This is a genomic window from Bordetella ansorpii, assembly GCF_900078705.1.
Lineage (GTDB): Bacteria > Pseudomonadota > Gammaproteobacteria > Burkholderiales > Burkholderiaceae_B > Bordetella > Bordetella ansorpii_A.
In genome coordinates this window covers 737,708-755,744 of the sequence record NZ_FKIF01000002.1, presented here as the reverse complement: position 1 = coordinate 755,744, position 18,037 = coordinate 737,708, and the positions used below count along the sequence as shown (strand labels likewise).

Annotated in this window: 17 protein-coding genes and 1 riboswitch; of the genes, 16 read left to right on the top strand and 1 reads right to left on the bottom strand. The window is 69.1% G+C overall.

Annotated elements, in window-relative coordinates; genetic code table 11:
* Nucleotides 1-225: 225 nt before the first annotated feature.
* From A6745_RS07070 to A6745_RS07005, 14 genes are all read left to right on the top strand, one after another.
* Nucleotides 226-1,554, top strand: coding sequence for an ABC transporter substrate-binding protein (locus tag A6745_RS07070; protein ID WP_066125100.1), 1,329 nt, complete (start codon nt 226-228; stop codon nt 1,552-1,554).
* A 59-nt stretch (nt 1,555-1,613) separates the two neighbouring features.
* Nucleotides 1,614-2,465, top strand: a complete 852-nt coding sequence (locus A6745_RS07065; RefSeq protein WP_066125842.1) for an ABC transporter ATP-binding protein — start codon at nt 1,614-1,616, stop codon at nt 2,463-2,465.
* Nucleotides 2,466-2,512: 47 nt separating this feature from the next.
* Complete coding sequence (locus A6745_RS07060) at nt 2,513-3,778, top strand: phenylacetate--CoA ligase family protein (RefSeq protein ID WP_066125098.1); 1,266 nt, start codon at nt 2,513-2,515, stop codon at nt 3,776-3,778.
* Between the two features lie 193 nt (nt 3,779-3,971).
* Entirely contained in the window at nt 3,972-5,432 is a 1,461-nt protein-coding gene (pap, locus tag A6745_RS07055; RefSeq protein WP_066125095.1) for a polyphosphate:AMP phosphotransferase, read from the top strand.
* Between the two features lie 15 nt (nt 5,433-5,447).
* On the top strand, nt 5,448-5,897 hold the full coding sequence (locus A6745_RS07050) for a GNAT family N-acetyltransferase (RefSeq protein ID WP_066125094.1): 450 nt from the start codon (nt 5,448-5,450) through the stop codon (nt 5,895-5,897).
* Between the two features lie 28 nt (nt 5,898-5,925).
* A complete protein-coding gene (locus A6745_RS07045; RefSeq protein WP_066125092.1) occupies nt 5,926-6,384 on the top strand; it encodes an HIT family protein in 459 nt (152 codons plus the stop codon).
* A gap of 74 nt (nt 6,385-6,458) precedes the next feature.
* Nucleotides 6,459-6,550, top strand: a riboswitch (TPP riboswitch).
* A gap of 69 nt (nt 6,551-6,619) precedes the next feature.
* Nucleotides 6,620-7,702 (top strand): LuxE/PaaK family acyltransferase, encoded by a 1,083-nt coding sequence (locus tag A6745_RS07040; protein WP_066125091.1) that lies wholly within the window; start codon nt 6,620-6,622, stop codon nt 7,700-7,702.
* A gap of 38 nt (nt 7,703-7,740) precedes the next feature.
* Nucleotides 7,741-9,195 carry an acyl-CoA reductase gene (locus A6745_RS07035; RefSeq protein WP_066125088.1) on the top strand — a complete coding sequence of 485 codons (1,455 nt, stop codon included), beginning with the start codon at nt 7,741-7,743 and terminating at the stop codon, nt 9,193-9,195.
* A 7-nt stretch (nt 9,196-9,202) separates the two neighbouring features.
* On the top strand, nt 9,203-9,955 hold the full coding sequence (locus tag A6745_RS07030) for an ABC transporter ATP-binding protein (RefSeq protein ID WP_231885925.1): 753 nt from the start codon (nt 9,203-9,205) through the stop codon (nt 9,953-9,955).
* Nucleotides 9,952-10,719 (top strand): ABC transporter permease, encoded by a 768-nt coding sequence (locus A6745_RS07025; RefSeq protein ID WP_066125084.1) that lies wholly within the window; start codon nt 9,952-9,954, stop codon nt 10,717-10,719. The genes A6745_RS07030 and A6745_RS07025 overlap by 4 nt, the downstream gene beginning before the upstream one ends.
* 17 nt (nt 10,720-10,736) lie before the next feature.
* On the top strand, nt 10,737-11,732 hold the full coding sequence (locus A6745_RS07020; protein ID WP_066125840.1) for an ABC transporter substrate-binding protein: 996 nt from the start codon (nt 10,737-10,739) through the stop codon (nt 11,730-11,732).
* A gap of 1 nt (nt 11,733) precedes the next feature.
* Nucleotides 11,734-12,513, top strand: coding sequence for a 3-oxoacyl-ACP reductase (locus tag A6745_RS07015; RefSeq protein ID WP_066125082.1), 780 nt, complete (start codon nt 11,734-11,736; stop codon nt 12,511-12,513).
* A 49-nt stretch (nt 12,514-12,562) separates the two neighbouring features.
* The gene (locus A6745_RS07010) at nt 12,563-13,279 is read left to right on the top strand and encodes a 5'-methylthioadenosine/adenosylhomocysteine nucleosidase (RefSeq protein WP_066125080.1); all 717 of its coding nucleotides are present in this window, start codon (nt 12,563-12,565) and stop codon (nt 13,277-13,279) included.
* 138 nt (nt 13,280-13,417) lie between these two features.
* On the top strand, nt 13,418-14,170 hold the full coding sequence (locus A6745_RS07005; protein ID WP_066125077.1) for a uracil-DNA glycosylase: 753 nt from the start codon (nt 13,418-13,420) through the stop codon (nt 14,168-14,170).
* Nucleotides 14,171-14,219: 49 nt separating this feature from the next.
* On the opposite strand, the gene A6745_RS29525 is transcribed toward A6745_RS07005, so the two are convergent.
* Nucleotides 14,220-14,342, bottom strand: a complete 123-nt coding sequence (locus tag A6745_RS29525; RefSeq protein WP_269148888.1) for a hypothetical protein — start codon at nt 14,340-14,342, stop codon at nt 14,220-14,222.
* Between the two features lie 401 nt (nt 14,343-14,743).
* Between A6745_RS29525 and A6745_RS07000 the strand changes: the two genes are divergently transcribed.
* Both A6745_RS07000 and A6745_RS06995 read left to right on the top strand, forming a co-directional pair.
* Nucleotides 14,744-16,681, top strand: coding sequence for a DEAD/DEAH box helicase (locus tag A6745_RS07000; protein WP_066125075.1), 1,938 nt, complete (start codon nt 14,744-14,746; stop codon nt 16,679-16,681).
* A gap of 156 nt (nt 16,682-16,837) precedes the next feature.
* Nucleotides 16,838-18,028, top strand: a complete 1,191-nt coding sequence (locus A6745_RS06995) for a class I SAM-dependent methyltransferase (protein WP_066125073.1) — start codon at nt 16,838-16,840, stop codon at nt 18,026-18,028.
* The last annotated feature ends 9 nt before the right edge of the window (nt 18,029-18,037 follow it).

Below are 18,037 nucleotides of genomic sequence, written 5' to 3'. Positions count from 1 at the left end.
ATTGGAGGAGGGGCAGTCCCGCGTGGCGGGACCGAGGGCGCCTGGTGGCGCGCCCGCGCCCGACGACTTGGCCGGCGCGGCCCATTCCAGCCACAGCGATGCGTCTCAAGAACTCAGATATCTGCAGCAACAAACAACCCGTTTCATCGAAACAGCAGCTCAATCTCGTAACGAAGTATCCAAACCCACCCGGCAGATAGACCGGGCATTCCGGAGACAACGACTATGAAGCGCCTGAACCTGAAATCCGCCGCGGCCGCGTTGGCCGTCCTGGGCTCGCTGGCGGCGGCTGCGCCGGCGGTGGCCGATGAGCAGTTCATTCCGCTGCTGGTGTATCGCACCGGCTCGTTTGCCCCGCTGGGGATCCCCTGGGCGGATGGCAAGCTGGATTACCTGAAGCTGGTGAACGCCCGGGACGGCGGCGTCAATGGCGTGAAGCTGACGTATGAGGAGTGCGAGACGGCTTATGCCACGGACCGTGGCGTCGAGTGCTACGAGCGGTTGAAGGGACGTGGCACCGGGGCCGCCGGTTTCGATTCGCAATCGACCGGCATCACGTTCGCCGTCAGCGACAAGGCCATCGTCGACAAGATTCCGGTCGAGACCGTCGGGTATGGGCTGTCGCAATCCACCGATGGCAGCGTGTTCGAGTGGAACTTTCCGCTGCTGGGCACCTACTGGACCGCGGCCGACGTGATGATCCAGGACATTGCCAAGAAGGAAGGCGGGATGGACAAGTTGAAGGGCAAGAAGATCGCCCTGGTCTATCACGACTCGCCCTATGGCAAGGAACCCATTCCGCTGCTGCAGAAGCGCGCCGCGGCGCAAGGGTTCGAGCTGCTGCTGTATCCCGTGACCGCGCCGGGCGTCGAGCAGAAATCGACGTGGCTGCAAATACGCCAGCAGCGCCCCGCATATGTGCTGCTGTGGAGCGCCGGCATCATGACGCCGACCGCCATTCGCGAAGCACAGGCCAGCGGCTATCCGCGCGACAAGATGTATGCCATCTGGTGGGCGGGTTCGGAAGGCGACGTGAAGGACCTGGGCCAGGTGGCAAAGGGCTACAACACCGTCACCATCCACAACAGCGCCGCGGCCAACGGCAAGGTGCATGCCGACCTGAAGAAGTTCGTCTACGACAAGGGCGAGGGCAGCGACAGCACCGCCAAGAACACGCTGGGCACCATCGCGCATACGCGCGGCATGATGATCTCGATGCTGCAGGTCGAGGCCATCCGGACGGCGCAGGAGAAGTACGGCAAGGGCCGCGCCATGACGCCCGAACAGGTGCGCTGGGGCTTCGAGAACCTGAACCTGACGCAGGAACGGCTGAACGAACTGGGCTTCGGCGACATCATGAAACCGGTGAAGACGAGCTGCGCCGATCACACGGGAGGCGACTGGGCGCGCATCGCGCAGTGGGACGGCACCAAGTTCGAAGTGAAGTCCGACTGGTATCAGGCGGACAAGAACGTGGTCGGCCCGCTGGTGAAGGAAATGGCGGCCAAGTACGCCAAGGAAAAGAACATCACCCCGCGCAACTGCGCCGGCTGATGATCTGGACGCGCCGCCGGCCCATGCCGGCGGCGCGTCGCAACCTCACAGGAATCGCGATGGAACCCCTACCCGCTTCCGGCGCCTCGCAGGCGCCCGCGGCCACGCCGCAGAAAGTGCTGCTGGACGTCAACGGCATCGAGGTCATCTACAACCACGTCATCCTGGTGCTGAAGGGGGTGTCGCTGCAGGTGCCCGAAGGCCGCATCGTGGCGCTGCTGGGCGCCAACGGCGCCGGCAAGACCACGACGCTGCGCGCGGTGTCGAACCTGCTGAAGGGCGAACGCGGCGACGTGACCAAGGGCCACATCCGCTATCGCGACGAACGCATCGAGCGGCTGTCGCCGGCCGAACTGGTGCGGCGCGGCGTGGTGCAGGTGATGGAAGGCCGGCACTGCTTCGCGCACCTGACCGTCGAGGAAAACCTGTTGACGGGCGCCTACACGCGGCAGGGCCGCGGCGAGGTGTCCGCCTCGCTGGACAAGGTTTACCAGTACTTTCCGCGGCTGAAGCAGCGGCGCGCCAGCCAGGCCGGCTACACCTCGGGCGGCGAGCAGCAGATGACGGCCATCGGCCGCGCGCTGATGGCCAGCCCCAACATGATCCTGCTGGACGAGCCCTCGATGGGCCTGGCGCCGCAGATCGTGGAAGAGATCTTCGAGATCGTGCGCGACCTCAATCAACGCGAGCGCGTCAGTTTCCTGCTGGCCGAGCAGAACACCAACATCGCGCTGCGCTACGCGGACTACGGCTACATCCTGGAGAACGGCCGCGTGATGATGGACGGCGCGGCCAGCGACCTGGCGCGCAACGAGGACGTCAAGGAGTTCTACCTGGGCATCGCCAGCGGCGAGCGCAAGAGTTTCCGCGACCAGAAGTTCTACCGCCGCCGCAAACGCTGGCTGGCCTGAATCCCATTTTCCACATCGGCGCATCCGCATCGCATAAAGGCGCTCATATGTCCGACTTCTTCGACACCCTGGAAACCCGCGACCCGGCCGCGCGCGAACAGAGCCTGATGGGCGCCTTGCCGCAGGCCCTGCAACGCGCGGCGGCCAGCGCCCCGGCCATCGGGCGGCAATTGCAAGGCATCGACCTGCGCGGCATCACCGGCCGCGAGGCGCTGTCGCAGTTGCCCGTGCTGCGCAAGCACGAACTGCTGGAAACGCAGCAGGAAAGCCGTGCCGGCGACGCGCCACCCGGTCCGGGCAAGGCCTTCGGCGGCTTCTCGGCCATCGGCTGGGGGCAGGCGATGCGGGCCTTCGCCTCGCCCGGCCCCATCTACGAACCCGAGAGCGCGCGCCCGGATTACTGGCGCTTCGCGCGGGCCCTGTATGCGGCGGGCTTTCGCCCGGGGCAACTGGCCTACAACTGCTTCTCGTATCACTTCACGCCGGCGGGTTCGATGATGGAGACGGCCGCGCACGCCATCGGCTGCACGGTGTTTCCGGGCGGCACGGGCCAGACCGAGCAGCAGGTGCGCGCCATTGCCGACCTGGCGCCGCATGGCTACGTGGGCACGCCGAGCTTCCTGAAGATCATCCTGGAAAAGGCCGATGAGCTGGGCATCGCCCTGCCCTCGTTGCGCCATGCGCTGGTCTCGGGCGAGGCCTTTCCGCCGTCGCTGCGCGACTGGCTGCTGGCGCGCGGCGTGGCGGGGTATCAAGCCTACGGCAGCGCGGATCTGGGGATGATCGCGTTCGAGACGCCGGCGCGCGACGGGCTGGTGCTGGGCGAGGAGTTGATCCTGGAGATCGTGCGGCCCGGCACCGGCGAGCCCGTGCCGGATGGCGAAGTGGGCGAGGTGGTGATCACGACCTTCAATCCGGATTATCCGCTGGTGCGCTTCGGGACCGGGGACCTGTCGGCGGTGATGCCGGGGCTGTCGCCCTGCGGACGCACCAATACGCGCATCCGTGGCTGGCTGGGCCGGGCGGACCAGACCACCAAGGTTCGGGGGCTGTTCGTGCATCCTTCCCAGGTGGCCGAGGTGGTGGCGCGCCATCCCGGCGTCGGGCGTGCGCGGCTGGTGATCAGCGGCAAGGTGGGCAGCGACCTGATGACGCTGAAGATCGAGAACGGCTCGGGCACGCCGGCGTTGGCCGCCAGTATTGCGCAGACGGTACGGGAGGTGACCAAGCTGCGGGCCGAGGTGGAATGGGCCGCGCCGCAATCGTTGCCGAACGACGGGAAGGTGATCGACGACGTGCGGTCGTACGATTGAAGCAGCGCCGGGTTGCCGTGTCGGCCCACCCGGCGCTGGCGGACGGGCCAATGCGCGAAGACCGTGCCGATATCGGTCCCGCTATCCTGCGGCGCCCGCCAACGCGGCCGCGGCAGACGCCGCCGCCTTGCATCCACGCCCGATATCCCGCAACATCCCCGGATCCCCATCCCCAGCAAGGCGCCCTGCCCTCATGTTCAGCGAAGCGGAAACCGATCCCGTCCTGCCCAAGGACAAGTTCAAGACCCAGGAAGCGCGCCTGCGCACCGCGCTGCTGAAAGCGCAGTACGACCTGCTGAAGAAAGCGGACCGCTCGCTGCTCATCGTGGTGGCCGGCATCGACGGCGCCGGCAAGGGCGCCACGATCAACCTGCTGAACGAATGGATGGATCCGCGCCACATCCACACCATGGCCTTCGGCCCGCCCGCCGAATCCGAGGCGCAGCGCCCGCCGCTGTGGCGCTACTGGAACGAACTGCCCGAAAATGGACGTATCGGCATCGTGTTCGGCTCCTGGTATCAGCCCTTGCTGCGCGAAGCCGCGCGCAAGCATCCCGATGCCGACGCGCTGGAGCGCCACGCCACGCAGGTACGGGCCTTCGAGGCGCAACTGGCCGCCAATGGCGTGCAGGTGGTCAAGCTCTGGTATCACCTGTCGGCCAAGGCGCAGGCCGAGCGTACCGAGCGCCTGCTGTCCAGCCCCGAGACCTCGTGGCAGGTCACGCCTGCCGATCGCAAGGTCGCCAGGAAATTCAAGCGGCTGCGCTCGGCGGCCGAGGTGGCGCTGACGCATACCGACGTGCCGCATGCCCCGTGGGTGATCGTGGCGAGCGCCGACGAATCCATGCGCACCGTATGCACCGCCGAGACCGTGCTGCGCGCGCTGCGCCGCCGCGGCGCCCCTCGGGTGTCGCAGCCGCGTACGCCGGCCCACCCGCGCATCACCGACCGCCTGGCCAGGCTGGACTACGCAGTGCACGCCGACAAGGACGAGTACGACACCGAACTGGGCCTGCTGCAAGGACGGCTGGCGCGCGCGGTGCGATCCCCGAAGTTCGACGCGCATTCGCTGGTGCTGGTGTTCGAAGGCCAGGACGCGGCCGGCAAGGGCGGCGCCATCCGGCGCGTCACGCAGGCGCTGGACGCACGCCAGTTCGACATCACGCCGGTGTCGGCGCCCGCCCCGCACGAACTGGCCCGGCCCTATCTATGGCGCTTCTGGCGCCGCATCCCCTCGCACGGCCGCGTCGCCATCTTCGACCGCTCCTGGTATGGCCGCGTGCTGGTCGAACGGGTGGAGAAGTTCACGCCGCCCATGGCCTGGCAGCGCGCCTATGGCGAAATCAACGATTTCGAGAAGCAACTGGCCGACAGCGGCGCCATCGTGCTGAAGTTCTGGCTGGCGGTGACGCCCGAGGTGCAGCTCGAACGTTTCCAGGAACGCGAGGCCTCGCCGTTCAAGAATTTCAAGATCACGCCCGACGACTGGCGCAACCGCGAGAAGTGGCAACCGTATGCCGATGCCGCCAACGAGATGATGGCCCGCACCGACAGCGGCCATGCGCCGTGGCACCTGATCTCGGCCAACGACAAGCGCCACGCCCGCCTGCAAGTCCTGCGCCACGTGGTGCAGGCCCTCGAATCGCAACTTTGACCCGCTCACGCTCTCATGTCCAACCCGCAGATCCGCCCTGTTTCCTCCGACGACTTCGATGCCTGGCTGCCGCTGTGGAAAGGCTATCAATCGTTCTATCGCGTCGACATCGCGGACGACGTCACGAATGGCACCTGGCGGCGCTTCCTCGATCCCGCCGAACCCGTGAATGCCGCGCTGGCCGTGCTGGACGGCAAGGCCATCGGGATGGTGCACTGGATCCACCACCGCTCCACGTGGACGCAGGGCGACTACTGCTATCTGCAGGATCTGTTCGTGGCGCCCGACGTACGCGGCGCTGGCGCGGGCCGCGCGCTGATCGAGCATGTGTACGCCGACGCGCGGCAACACGGCGCATCGCGCGTGTACTGGCTGACGCACGAGACCAATGAGACCGCCATGCAGTTGTACGATCGCATCGCCGACCGTTCCGGCTTCGTTCAATACCGCAAGGCGATGCCCTGAGCGCATCGCACCGACCCAGGATTCTTCCATGACCCTTCAAGACGCCGATTGCCCGCTGTGCCGGCAGGACGGCGGCGCACTGCTGTGGCGCGGCGATCACCTGCGCGTGATCGAGGTGGATGATGCCGACTACCCCGGCTTCACGCGCGTGGTATGGAACGCCCACGTGCCCGAGATGACCGCGCTGGCGGTGGCCGACCGCGAACGCGTGATGCGAGCGGTCTATGCCGTGGAGCAGGCGCAACGCGACGTGCTGCACCCCGACAAGGTCAACCTCGCCGCGCTGGGAAACATGGTGCCGCACCTGCACTGGCACGTGATTCCGCGCTGGCGTGGCGACCGGCATTTTCCGGATGCGGTATGGGCGGCGCCGCGCGTGGCCTCGGGCGCCGAAACCGCCCAGTGGCATGCCGACCGGGCACGCGTGCGCGGCCTGCTGCCCGCCTACCGCGAGCAGGTGATCGCGGCGCTCAACGCGTTGGCCTGACGCATGCGCGCAGCCGTCTGCCGCATCGCAGCAAACGGTGGATCGAGCCGCCTTGGCCGTGCCGGGTTAACATGGTTGCTGCTCCGGGGTGCACGCCAGTGCTGAGATTCAGACCCGCGAACTTGACCCGGCTCATACCGGCGTAAGAAGAGCATCGACCTGAACAGGATGGCGCGCCAGGCGCGCCCTGGCGCAGGCGGGCTTCGGAGTTTCCCTGTACAGGACACGAATGCCCATGAACCACGCCCAACCACCGGTGGCGGAACTGCTCGAATTCATCGCCCGGGACGGCTGCACCGACGCGCAGTTCGACGACCTCGCGCTGCGCCTGTTCGCCTACCAGTACGCCGCCAACGCGCCCTATCGCAGCTTCTGCCAGCGCCGCGGCGCCACGGTGCGCACCGTGAAGACCTGGAGCGACATCCCGGCCGTGCCCATCGACGCCTTCAAGGTGATGGAGCTGCGCTGCGAACCGCCCGTGCCGGATGAGCGCGTCTTCATGACCAGCGGAACCACGCGCGCCGACCGGCGCGGCCGGCACTTCCATCCGCGTTTGGACGTGTACGACCTGTCGATGACGCGCAACTTCGCGCAGCGCGTGATGCAGGGCGTCGAGCGCCTGCCCATGGGCATCCTGTTCCCGGACGAGATCGCCATGCCGAACTCGTCGCTGGCGCACTACCTGGCGCTGGCCAGGACAGCTTTCGGCACGGAAGACAGCCGCTACTTCATGTCGCCACGGGGCATCGACATGGACGGCCTGTGGCGGCGCCTGGAGCAGGCCGAGCAAAGTGGCGAGCCTTATGCGCTGCTGGGCGCCAGCTTCAGCTTCGTGCACGTGATCGACGCCTTGCGCGCGGCGGGCCGACGCTTCCGCCTGCCGCCGGGCAGCCGCATCCTGGACACCGGCGGCTACAAGGGCCAGTCGCGCGAGTTGCCGCTGGACACCTTCTATGCCGAGCTTTCCGAACTGCTGGGCGTGCCGCGCGCGCTGTGCATCAACATGTACGGCATGACGGAGCTGAGCACGCAGTTCTACGACGACGGCAACGCCACCGTGCCGTCGGTGAAGTCGGGGCCGCACTGGATCCGTTGGCGGCTGGTCGATCCCGCCACCGGCCGCACGGTGCCCGCCGGCGAGCGCGGCATCCTGGCGCATTGCGATCTGGGCAACTGCAATTCCGTCAGCACCATCCTGACCGAGGACGTGGGCGAGCCGGCCGAGGGCGGATTCCTGCTGCTGGGCCGCGCGCAAGGCGCGCAGGCCAAGGGATGCTCGCTGGCGGTGGAAGAATTCGTGCGATCGGCGGCGGCATGATGCGGACGGCGCCAGGCCGAAGCAACACGGGTGGACCCATGAGCGTACGCAGAATCGAAGCCGGCTACCTGCCGGGCCTGGATGCCGCCCAGGTGCAATGGCAGGCGCTGTCTTTCTCGCGAGACGGCCAGCAGCTGGAAGTGGCGGTGCCCGTGCTGTCCGCGCCGCAGATGCGGGCGCTCGCCGAGCGCGTGGCACAGGCCAGCGACCGGCACCTGAAGACGATGACGGTGTCGGAGATCATCACCGTCATCGACCGCGCCATCGCGCGCCTGCTCGACGGCAACGATCCCTATCGCCAGCAGGCGGATGCGCTGCTGCCGCTGGTCAGCGGCTACGACGCCGAAATGGTGCGCCTGGGATTGACCGGCTTCCTCAGGACCTTCCGCGCGCCGCAGCTGCATCGCTTCGTGGCCGAGGATTTCGCCAATCCCAAGGTGCTCGACGGTTTCCAGCCCGCGCCCAAGGGCGGTGCGGTGCGCGCCCACGGCCCGCGATTGCTGGCCCACAGCTGGGCCGGCAACGTGCCCGCGCTGGCGCTGTGGAGCCTGGTGTGCGGTCTGCTGGTCAAGGCGGGCAGCATCGGCAAGCTGCCCAGCGCCGAGCCGCTGTTCGCCGGCTGGTTCGCCCGCCTGCTGGCCGAGGTGCATCCGCCGCTGGCCGACTGCCTGGCTGTCGTGTGGTGGCGCGGCGCGGGCGGCGAGCAGGCCGATGCGCTGTATGCGCAGGCCGACACCGTGGTGGCCTACGGCGGCAACGAGGTGCTGCAGGCCATACAGCGGCGGCTGCCGGTGACGACGCGGTTCCTGGCGCACGGCCACAAACTGGGTTTCGGCGTGGTCAGCGCCAGCGCGCTGGACACCGTGAACGCGCCCGTGCTGGCCCGCCGCGCCGCATGGGACGTGATGCGCTATGACCAGCAAGGATGCTATTCGCCGCACATCTTCTATGTGCAACGCGGCGGCCCGGTCTCGCCGCGCGACTTCGCGGGATACCTGGCCGGTGAGCTTGCCAACCTGCAACGGCGCTTTGCGCGCCGCGCGCTGGACCTGGAAGAATCGGCCGGCGTCGCCAGATGGCGGCAATCGATCGAATGGACGCTGGCGGCCAGCGATGCCCTGCTGGGCGAACCCGATGCGGCCTGGAGCGTGTCGTACACCGAAACGGCCCGCGCCCTGGCGCCGACGGCCCTGCAACGCAGCGTCGCCGTGGCGGCCATCGATGCGCTGGACGAGGTCGTGCCCGCGCTGGCCGGCCTGGCCCCCTACCTGCAAACCGCTGGCGTGGCCGCGACGCCGGAAGAGCTTTACCCGTTGGCCGACCAGTTGGGCATCGCGGGCGTCACGCGCATCAGCGCGCTGGGATCGATGAGCATGCCCGAAGCCGGCTGGCACCACGACGGCCGCTTCAACCTGCTGGACCTGGTGCGCATGACCGAGATCGAGCCATCCGCCGAATCCGCCGCGGAGCCTTATGCGCGGTACGAGCCATGAGCCTGCCATGATGGCGCCGTTCCTCTCTCTGCAGCGGGTCGCCTACGGCTATCCCGGCCATCCGCCCATCGTGGACGGAGTCGACTGGCGCCTGGACGCCGGCGCCTTTCATTGCCTGGTCGGACGCAGCGGCTGCGGCAAGACCACGCTGCTGAAACTGGCCGCCGGCCTGATGGCGCCGCAATCGGGCCAGATCCAACGCGCGGATGGCACGCCGGCCGCCACGGGTCCGCACCTGGGCTACGTGTTCCAGGCCCCCACGCTGCTGGCGTGGCGTCACGTCATCGACAACGTGCTGCTGCCGGTATCGCTGCAGCGCAAGCCCCTGCCCTCGGACCTCGAACGCGCCCACGACCTGCTGGCCTTGCTGGGCCTGTCCGGCCATGCGCACCACTACCCCCGCCAACTGTCCGGCGGCCAGCAGAGCCGCGTGGCGCTGGCGCGCGCCCTGATCCTGGATCCCGCGCTGCTGCTGCTGGATGAACCCTTCGCCGCGCTGGACGCCATCACGCGCGGCGAACTGCAGGACGACCTGCTGCGCATGTGCCGCGTGCGCGGCACCACCGTGCTGTTCGTCACCCACGACATCGCGGAGGCCGTCTACCTGGGCGACCACGTCGGCGTGATGCGGCATGGCCGCCTGGTGGCCGACGTCGCCGTGGCGCTGCCCGCCCCGCGCACGCAGGCGATGCGTCACGAACCCACGTTCAACCACTATTGCGCGCAGGTCTACGACGCCATGACCGGAGACCGCCCATGAAGCCGGTGCTGCAATCCCGCCTGCTGCCGGCGGCGCTGCTGATCGTGCTGCTGACCGCCTGGGAGCTGGCCGTGCGCCAGGCCGGCCTGTCGGCGCTGGTGCTGCCCGCGCCTTCCGCCGTGGCACGCGCGCTGTGGACCACATTGGCCAGCGGCTATCTCTGGCCGCACATCGGCGCCACCGTCGCGGAGATGCTGCTGGGCCTGGCGCTGGGCGGCCTGGCCGGGCTGGCAATGGGAATCGCGCTGGCCGAATCGGCCGCGCTGGAGCGCATGCTCAAGCCCTACGTGATCGTCAGCCAGGTCGTGCCCAAGCTGGCGCTGGCGCCGCTGTTCGTGCTTTGGTTCGGCTTCGGGCTGGCGCCGACCGTGGTGATGACCGCGCTGATCTGCTTCTTTCCCTTGATGGAAAACACCCTGACCAGCCTGCGGCAGGTCGACCCCGACCGCGTGCAGCTGTTCCGCATGCTGGGCGCCTCGCGCGGGCAGACGCTGCTGCGCCTGAAGCTGCCCGCCGGCCTGCCCGGCATCCTGGCGGGCCTGCGCGTGGCGCTGGTGCTGGCCCTGGTCGGCGCCGTCGTCGGCGAATTCATCGGCGCCAGCCGTGGGCTGGGCGCGGTCATCATTGCCGCGCAGGGCATGATGGATACGCCACTGATGTTCGCGGCCCTGGCGGCCATCGCCGCCATCGGCCTGCTGGGCTATCAGGCCACGCTGCTGCTGGAACGGCGCCTGCTGCGCCCTTACGCCGAGCAACAACCATGATCCACGGGACTTCCGCCATGCTTTCTTCCCCCCAACGCCGCGCGTTGCTGGCCGGCGCGGCCGGCCTTGCCGCCGCATCGCTGGCGCCCGCCGCCGCACGCGCCCAGGCCACGCTCGGCAAGGTCACGCTGGCCGGCTGGAGCAAGCCGATCTCCGAGATCACCAACCTGCTGGCCGAACCCGACAAGGGCTTCTTCAAGGCCCAGGGGCTGGATCTGGCCTATCTGCCCGGCGCGGGCGGCGGCGACGCCATCCGCAACCTTCTCAGCGGGCAGGCCGACGTGGCCTTCACGGATCCCGGTTCGCTGTTCACGGCGCTGGACAAGGGCGAGAAGCTGCGCGCGATCTACGACATCTATCCGCAGAACGTCTTCAACGTGGTGTCGCGCAAATCGGCCAACATCAAGCGGCCGGCGGACTTGAAGGGCAAGCGCATCGGCGTCTACAGCCTGTCCAGCGGCACGCGCCAGAACCTGCTGGTGATGCTGCACCAGGCCGGCCTGACGGAGCGGGACGTGCAGATCGTGGTGACCGGCGTGCTGAACTTCGCGCCGCTGCTGCAGGGCCAGGTCGATGCCACCGCCGCCACCGACACCGGGCTGCTGGTGGGCCGGCGCCGCGGGCTGGGCGATGTCGATGTGATGCAGGTCCGCGACTCGCTGAACGTGTCCAGCGATCTCTTCGTGGTGCGCGAGCAGGTCCTCCAACAGCGCCAGCCGTTGCTGCGCGCCTTCCTGAAGGCCTACCGCGACAGCGCCGCGTGGATGATCGCGCGGCCGGAGGAAGCGGCGGCCATCGCCTCCAGGCGCGCCATCGACGGCACCGACCGCGAGGTGAACCTGGAGGTGATCCGCGCGCGCAATGCCTCGGCCCAGGCGGCCGGGCGCGCATTGGGCGCATTCGACATTCCCTCGCTGCAGAAGGCGGCCGACGCCTACCACGCGCTGGGACTGATCCAGCGCCCGGTCGACGTGGCCGGCGTGGTCGATGCCAGCCTGCTGCCGGGGACCTGAGATGAACGACGCCATGAAGTTCGCGGGCAAGGTGGTGCTGGTGACGGGCGCCAGCCGCGGCATCGGCGCCGAGATCGCGCGAAGCTTCGCGCGCGAGGGCGCCACGGTCGTGGTGAACTACCTGAGCAACACGGCCGCGGCCGATGCCGTGGTGGCGCAATGCCAGGCCGCGGGCGGCGATGCCTGGGCCGTGCAGGCCGACGTCAGCGTGCCCGAGGCCGTGCGCGCCATGATCGAATCCATCGTGCGGGAGGCCGGCCGGCTGGACGTGGTGGTCAACAATGCCTTGCGCGCCTATGCCTTCGATCCGCGGCAGCGCAAGGTGTTCGATGACCTGGATTGGCGGGACTATCGATCGCAGTTCGACGGCGCGGTCGGCGCGGCCTATCACGTGTGCCGCGCGGCGTTGCCGCACTTCAAGCGCCGCGCGCAGGGCTGCATCGTCAACATCGCCACCAACCTGGCCGAGCATCCCGTGGTGCCGTACCACGACTACACCACGGCCAAGGCCGCGCTGGTGGCGTTCAGCCGCAACCTGGCGGCGGAACTCGGCCCCTTCGGCATCCGCGTGAACTGCGTGGCGCCCGGCCTGGTCTACCCGACCTCGGCCAGCGCCGGCACGCAGGCGTCGTTCCGCGATGCGCTGATCGCCGCCACGCCGCTGCGCCGCATCGCCAGGCCGCAGGACGTGGCCGGACCGGTGCTGTTCCTGGCATCCGACTGGAGCGGCTTCATGACCGGGCAGGTGCTGTTCGTGGACGGCGGGCTGGTGATGCGCTGACGCCGGCCGCGTGCGGGATAATGCGGCGTTTCTTCCACCGGAATCCGCCATGCTCGGTATCCTGGCCGCTTTGCCCGATGAGATCCGCGACCTGTTGCACGACATGGGCCCGGCTGTCTCCACGCACCGCGTCGGCATGCGCGACTATCACCACGGCATGCTGCACGGCCAGCCTTGCGTGCTGGCGCTGACGCGCATCGGCAAGGTGGCGGCGGCCGCCACCACCGCGACGCTGCTGCGCGAGTTCCCGGTGGATCGCGTGGTGTTCACCGGCGTGGCGGGCGGCGTGGGCGCGGACGTGCGCGTCGGCGACGTGGTGGTCGGCAATGCCCTGGTGCAGCACGACCTGGACGCCAGCCCCCTGTTTCCGCGCTACGAAGTGCCCTTGCTGCAAACTTCGCATTTCACGGCGGACGAGGCCCTGGCCGCGCTGCTGCACCGCTGCGCCGCCGAATTCCTGACCCAGCGCGGCGGCACGGCCGGCCTGCACCGCGGGCTGATCGCCACCGGCGACCGCTTCGTCAACGATGCCGCCGTGGTGCGCGAACTGCGCGGCGCCCTGCCCGATGCGCTGTGCGTCGAGATGGAAGGCGCGGCGGTGGCGCAGGTCTGCCACGAATTCGGCGTGCCCTGCGCCGTGCTGCGCACCATCTCCGATTGCGCCGATCAGGACGCGCCGGTGGATTTCGCCACTTTTCTGCGCGAGGTGGCCAGCGTCTATTCGGCGGGGATATTGCGGAGATTCCTGGCGGCGCTGCCGGCCTGAGCGCCGGTCCGCCAGACTCGCTCGCACAGCATCGGCGATCCCCCGGGCAGGGCGGCACGGCCGCAGCGCACCCGCGATGCGGGTGACCGGTGATACTTCCATCGGTCGACCGCAATCCGCCTGTGCAAAAATCCCGCCATGCCCATCGACAACCGACTCGTCCCCCATACGCTGGCCGACCACGCGGCGCAGCTTCCCGGCGCCTGGAAGCGCGTGCTCGCGGCGCCCGAACCGGCGCAGGCCCTGCGGGCCGTCATCGCCTACGTCGAGCAGCGCCTGGCCGATGGCGCCACGGTGTACCCGGCGCGGCCGCTGCGCGCGCTGGAAGACCTGGCGCCGCATCAGGTGCGGGTGGTCATTCTCGGGCAGGATCCGTATCACGGCCCCGGCCAGGCGCAGGGCCTGGCCTTCTCGGTGCCGGACGATTGCAGGACGCCGCCCAGCCTGCGCAACATGCGCAAGGAGATCGCGCGCGACGAGCCGGGCAGCGCCGTGTCGGGCAACGACCTGTCGGGCTGGCTGGCGCAGGGCGTGCTGCTGCTGAACACCTCATTGACGGTGGAAGACGGCCAGGCAGGCGCGCATGCCAAGCGCGGCTGGGAACGCGTGACCGATGCGCTGATCGCCGCCGTCGCCGCCGACCCCGCCCCCAAGGTGTTCATGCTCTGGGGCGCGCATGCGCAGGCCAAGCGCGGCCTGCTGCCGCCCGAAGGCGGACATCTGGTGCTGACGTCCAACCACCCCTCGCCGCTGTCGGCCACGCGCGGGCCGGAGCCCTTCGTGGGCTGCGGCCACTTCGGCAGGGCCAATGCATGGCTGCGCGACCAGGGGCAGGCGCCCATCGACTGGTCGACCGGCCGGGGCGGCGCGCAGGGCGAGCTGTTGGGCTGAACGCCGCGTGGCGGGCGCATGCCTTGCCGCCCCGCCACGGCCGCGACGATTACTGCATGGAATTGATCCGGTCCTCGCCGCCCGCCGCGCGGGCCAGCGAGGCCAGCGCCCGGGCCAGCGGATCGCGCGCGCCCCGTGGCCGGGAGATGGTTGTTCCACGACCCTCGATCAAGCGGGCGCCAAAACAACAATTCGGGCATGTTCCAGTTGCAATTGCTGCAGACAGATGACAGGCGTCGAGAATTCAGGTTATGATTGTCGCGCTGCACAAACATGATTCGGCATCTTTTTTAGTTAGCGCAACGAAGCGCGACTTGCCAGCAGACAGCCAAGATTGGCCCAAGACCGGCGCCCCTCCCAATGGGCCGGCACGACTGCCAAAACAGGCCCGATGCCGAACAACATCGATTCCTGACCTCTTTCCTTTCGCCCCGCGTTCGCCACCCTGGAACGCTATCCGCGCACGGTTGATTCGGTCGGCACGATGCTCCGTCAACCGCTGCCTGGATTCCGGCCACCTACCCTCATAGGCCGTCCCGGCGCATATGCTGCTTTTCGCGGCAAGGGAAAGTTATGTCTTTCGCTGAACTGGGCCTGGCGCCCACTCTGCTGTCGGCCCTGTCGGACGCCGGCTTCACCACCCCCACCTCGGTGCAGGCTTCGGCCATTCCGCAAGCCCTGGCTGGCCACGACCTGATGGTCTCTTCGCAGACCGGCAGCGGCAAGACGGCCGCCTTCATGCTGCCCGCCCTGCATCGCATCGCCCAGCAGCCCGGCAACGGCGGCGTCGGCGTGCAAGTGCTGGTGCTGGCCCCGACGCGTGAACTGGCCCTGCAAGTCACCGAAGCCACCGAGAACTACGGCCGCAACCTGCCCGGGCTGCGCACCGCCACCGTCGTGGGCGGCATGCCCTACGGCGCGCAGCTGAAGGCGCTGTCGCGCCGCGTCGACGTGCTGGTCGCCACCCCGGGCCGCCTGCTGGATCACCTGCAAGCCGGTCGCGTCAAGCTGAACACCGTGCACACCCTGGTGCTGGACGAAGCCGACCGCATGCTGGACATGGGCTTCATCGAAGACATCGAGACCATCATCAGCCGCCTGCCGGAAACCCGCCAGACGCTGCTGTTCTCGGCCACGCTGGACGGCACGGTGGCCAAGCTGGCCGCCCGCATGATGCGCGATCCCCAGCGCATCGAAGTCGCCGGCCACAAGGAAAAGCACGCCAACATCACGCAGAGCCTGCTGTACGCGGACGACGCCGCGCACAAGATGCAGCTGCTGGACCACGTGCTGCGCGATGTCCGCCTGGACCAGGCCATCGTCTTCACGTCGACCAAGCGCGGCGCCGATGACCTGGCCGACCGCCTGGCCGAACAAGGGTTCGCCGCGGCCGCCCTGCACGGCGACATGAACCAGCGCCAGCGCACCCGCACCCTGACCCAGCTGCAACGCGGCCAGGTCCGCGTGCTGGTGGCCACCGACGTGGCCGCGCGCGGCATCGACGTGCAAGGCATCAGCCACGCCATCAACTTCGACCTGCCGATGCAGGCCGAAGACTATGTGCACCGCATCGGCCGCACCGGCCGCGCCGGCCGCGACGGCCTGGCCTTCACGCTGGCCGTGCACTCCGAACGCCACAAGATCCGCCGCATCGAGTCGTACACCGGCCAATCGCTGACGGCCGAAACCATCGAAGGCCTGGAACCGAAGCGCACGCCGCGTCCGTCCTCCGGCGGCGGTGGCGGTTACGCCCGCCACGGCAAGCCGAACGGCGGCGGCAAGCGCCCCGGCGGCTTTGGCGGCCAGCGCCGTGAAGGCGGCTGGGCCCCGCGCGAAGGCGCGCCGCGTTCGTTCGACGGCGATCGTCCCCAGCGCTCCTTCGACGGCGAGCGCCGCGAAGGCGGTTTCGCCCCTCGCGGTGACGGCTTCAAGCGTGAAGGCGGCTTCGGCGAGCGCAAGTCCTTCGGCGACCGCCGCGAAGGTGGCTTCGCTCCGCGCGGCGACGGCTTCAAGCGTGAAGGCGGCTTCGGCGAGCGCAAATCCTTCGGCGACCGCCGCGAAGGTGGCTTCGCCCCGCGTGCCGACGGCTTCAAGCGCGAAGGCGGCTTCGGCGAGCGCAAATCCTTCGGCGACCGCCGCGAAGGCGGTTTCGCCCCGCGGGCCGACGGCTTCAAGCGCGAAGGCGGCTTCGGCGAGCGCAAATCCTTCGGCGACCGCCGCGAAGGCGGTTTCGCCCCGCGGGCCGACGGCTTCAAGCGCGAAGGCGGCTTCGGCGAGCGCAAATCCTTCGGCGACCGCCGCGAAGGCGGCTTCGCCCCGCGTGGCGACGGCTTCAAGCGCGAAGGCGGCTTCGCCCCGCGCGGCGACGGCTTCAAGCGTGAAGGCGGCTTCGGCGAGCGCAAGTCGTTCGGCGATCGCCCCCAGCGTCCTGGCTTCGAAGGCCGTCCGGCCAAGAGCTTCGACAAGCGCCCCGCCCCCGGCGGCAAGCGCTTCGCCGGCAGCCGCGACTAAGCCCGGCCAGTAGGTCGTACCCGGCCCCCGCCATGCAGATGGCGGGGGCTTTTCTTTGGGGCAGCGGCGGCATCGCGCGCATTGCGGTCTTCCCGAGCGCCAGCATGCCGCTGCCTGGCATGGGCGGCCCTGTCCTGGCATGGGAAAATACCCCTCATGCCACGCACCGCTCCCTCTTCCCTTCCCCCTCTCGACCCCGACGCCCAGGCCCACAGCAATCATGTCGCGCAAGCCTTGCGCGCCGCGATTCAGGCGGCTGGCGGCTGGCTTCCCTTCGATGCCTTCATGGACCAGGCGCTGTACGCGCCCGGCCTGGGCTACTACACCGCGGGCGCGGTGAAGCTGGCCGAAGCCTCGCAGGACAAGGCCGACGGCCTGCCCTCGGGCGACTTCGTCACCGCCCCCGAACTGACGCCCCTGTTCGCGTTCACGGTGGCGCGCCAGGCGCGCCAGGTGCTGCGCGATTCAGGCACGTCGACCATCCTGGAATTCGGCGCCGGCAGCGGCGCGCTGGCCGAAGGCGTGCTGACCGAACTCGACCGCCTGGGCGTGCCCGCGCAATACCGCATCGTGGAAGTGTCCGCCGACCTGCGCGAGCGCCAGCGTCGGCGCCTGGCCGCCCACGGCGAGCGCGTGCAGTGGCTGGACGCGCTGCCCGGCGCTTTCGAGGGCTGCGTGCTGGCCAACGAAGTGCTGGACGCCATGCCGGTCACCCTGTTCCGCTGGAGCGAACAGGCCGTCGTGCAGGAGCGCGGCGTGGCGCTGGACGAGGCCGGCGCGTTCGTCTGGCAAGACCGGCCGGCCGGTGCGGCGCTCACGCAGGCCGTCACCCCCCGCATGCCGCCGTTGCCCGGGTACGTCTCCGAGATCAACCTGCAGGCCGAGGCCTGGATACGCGGAATGGGCGGCTGGCTGACGCGCGGCGCGGCGCTGCTGCTGGACTACGGGTTTCCGCGCCACGAGTACTACCACCCGCAGCGCGCGGGCGGCACGCTGATGTGCCATCTGCGCCACCACGCGCACGCCGACCCTTTCGCCGCGCCGGGACTGCAGGACATCACGGCACACGTGGACTTCACCGCCATGGCCGATGCGGCGCTGGCAGGCGGACTGCAGGTGCTGGGGTACACCTCGCAGGCGCGTTTCCTGATGAATGCCGGCCTGATGGAGTTGATGGCCGAGCAGGACCCCGCCGACGTGCGCGCCTATGCCGCGATGGTGTCGCCGGTGCAACGCCTGCTGTCCGAAGCCGAGATGGGAGAGCTGTTCAAGGTGCTGGCCGTGGGCAAGGGCATGCCGGGGCCGTTGCAGGGATTCTCGCGGGGAGACAGGCTGGGCAGCCTGTAGGACGGCGCA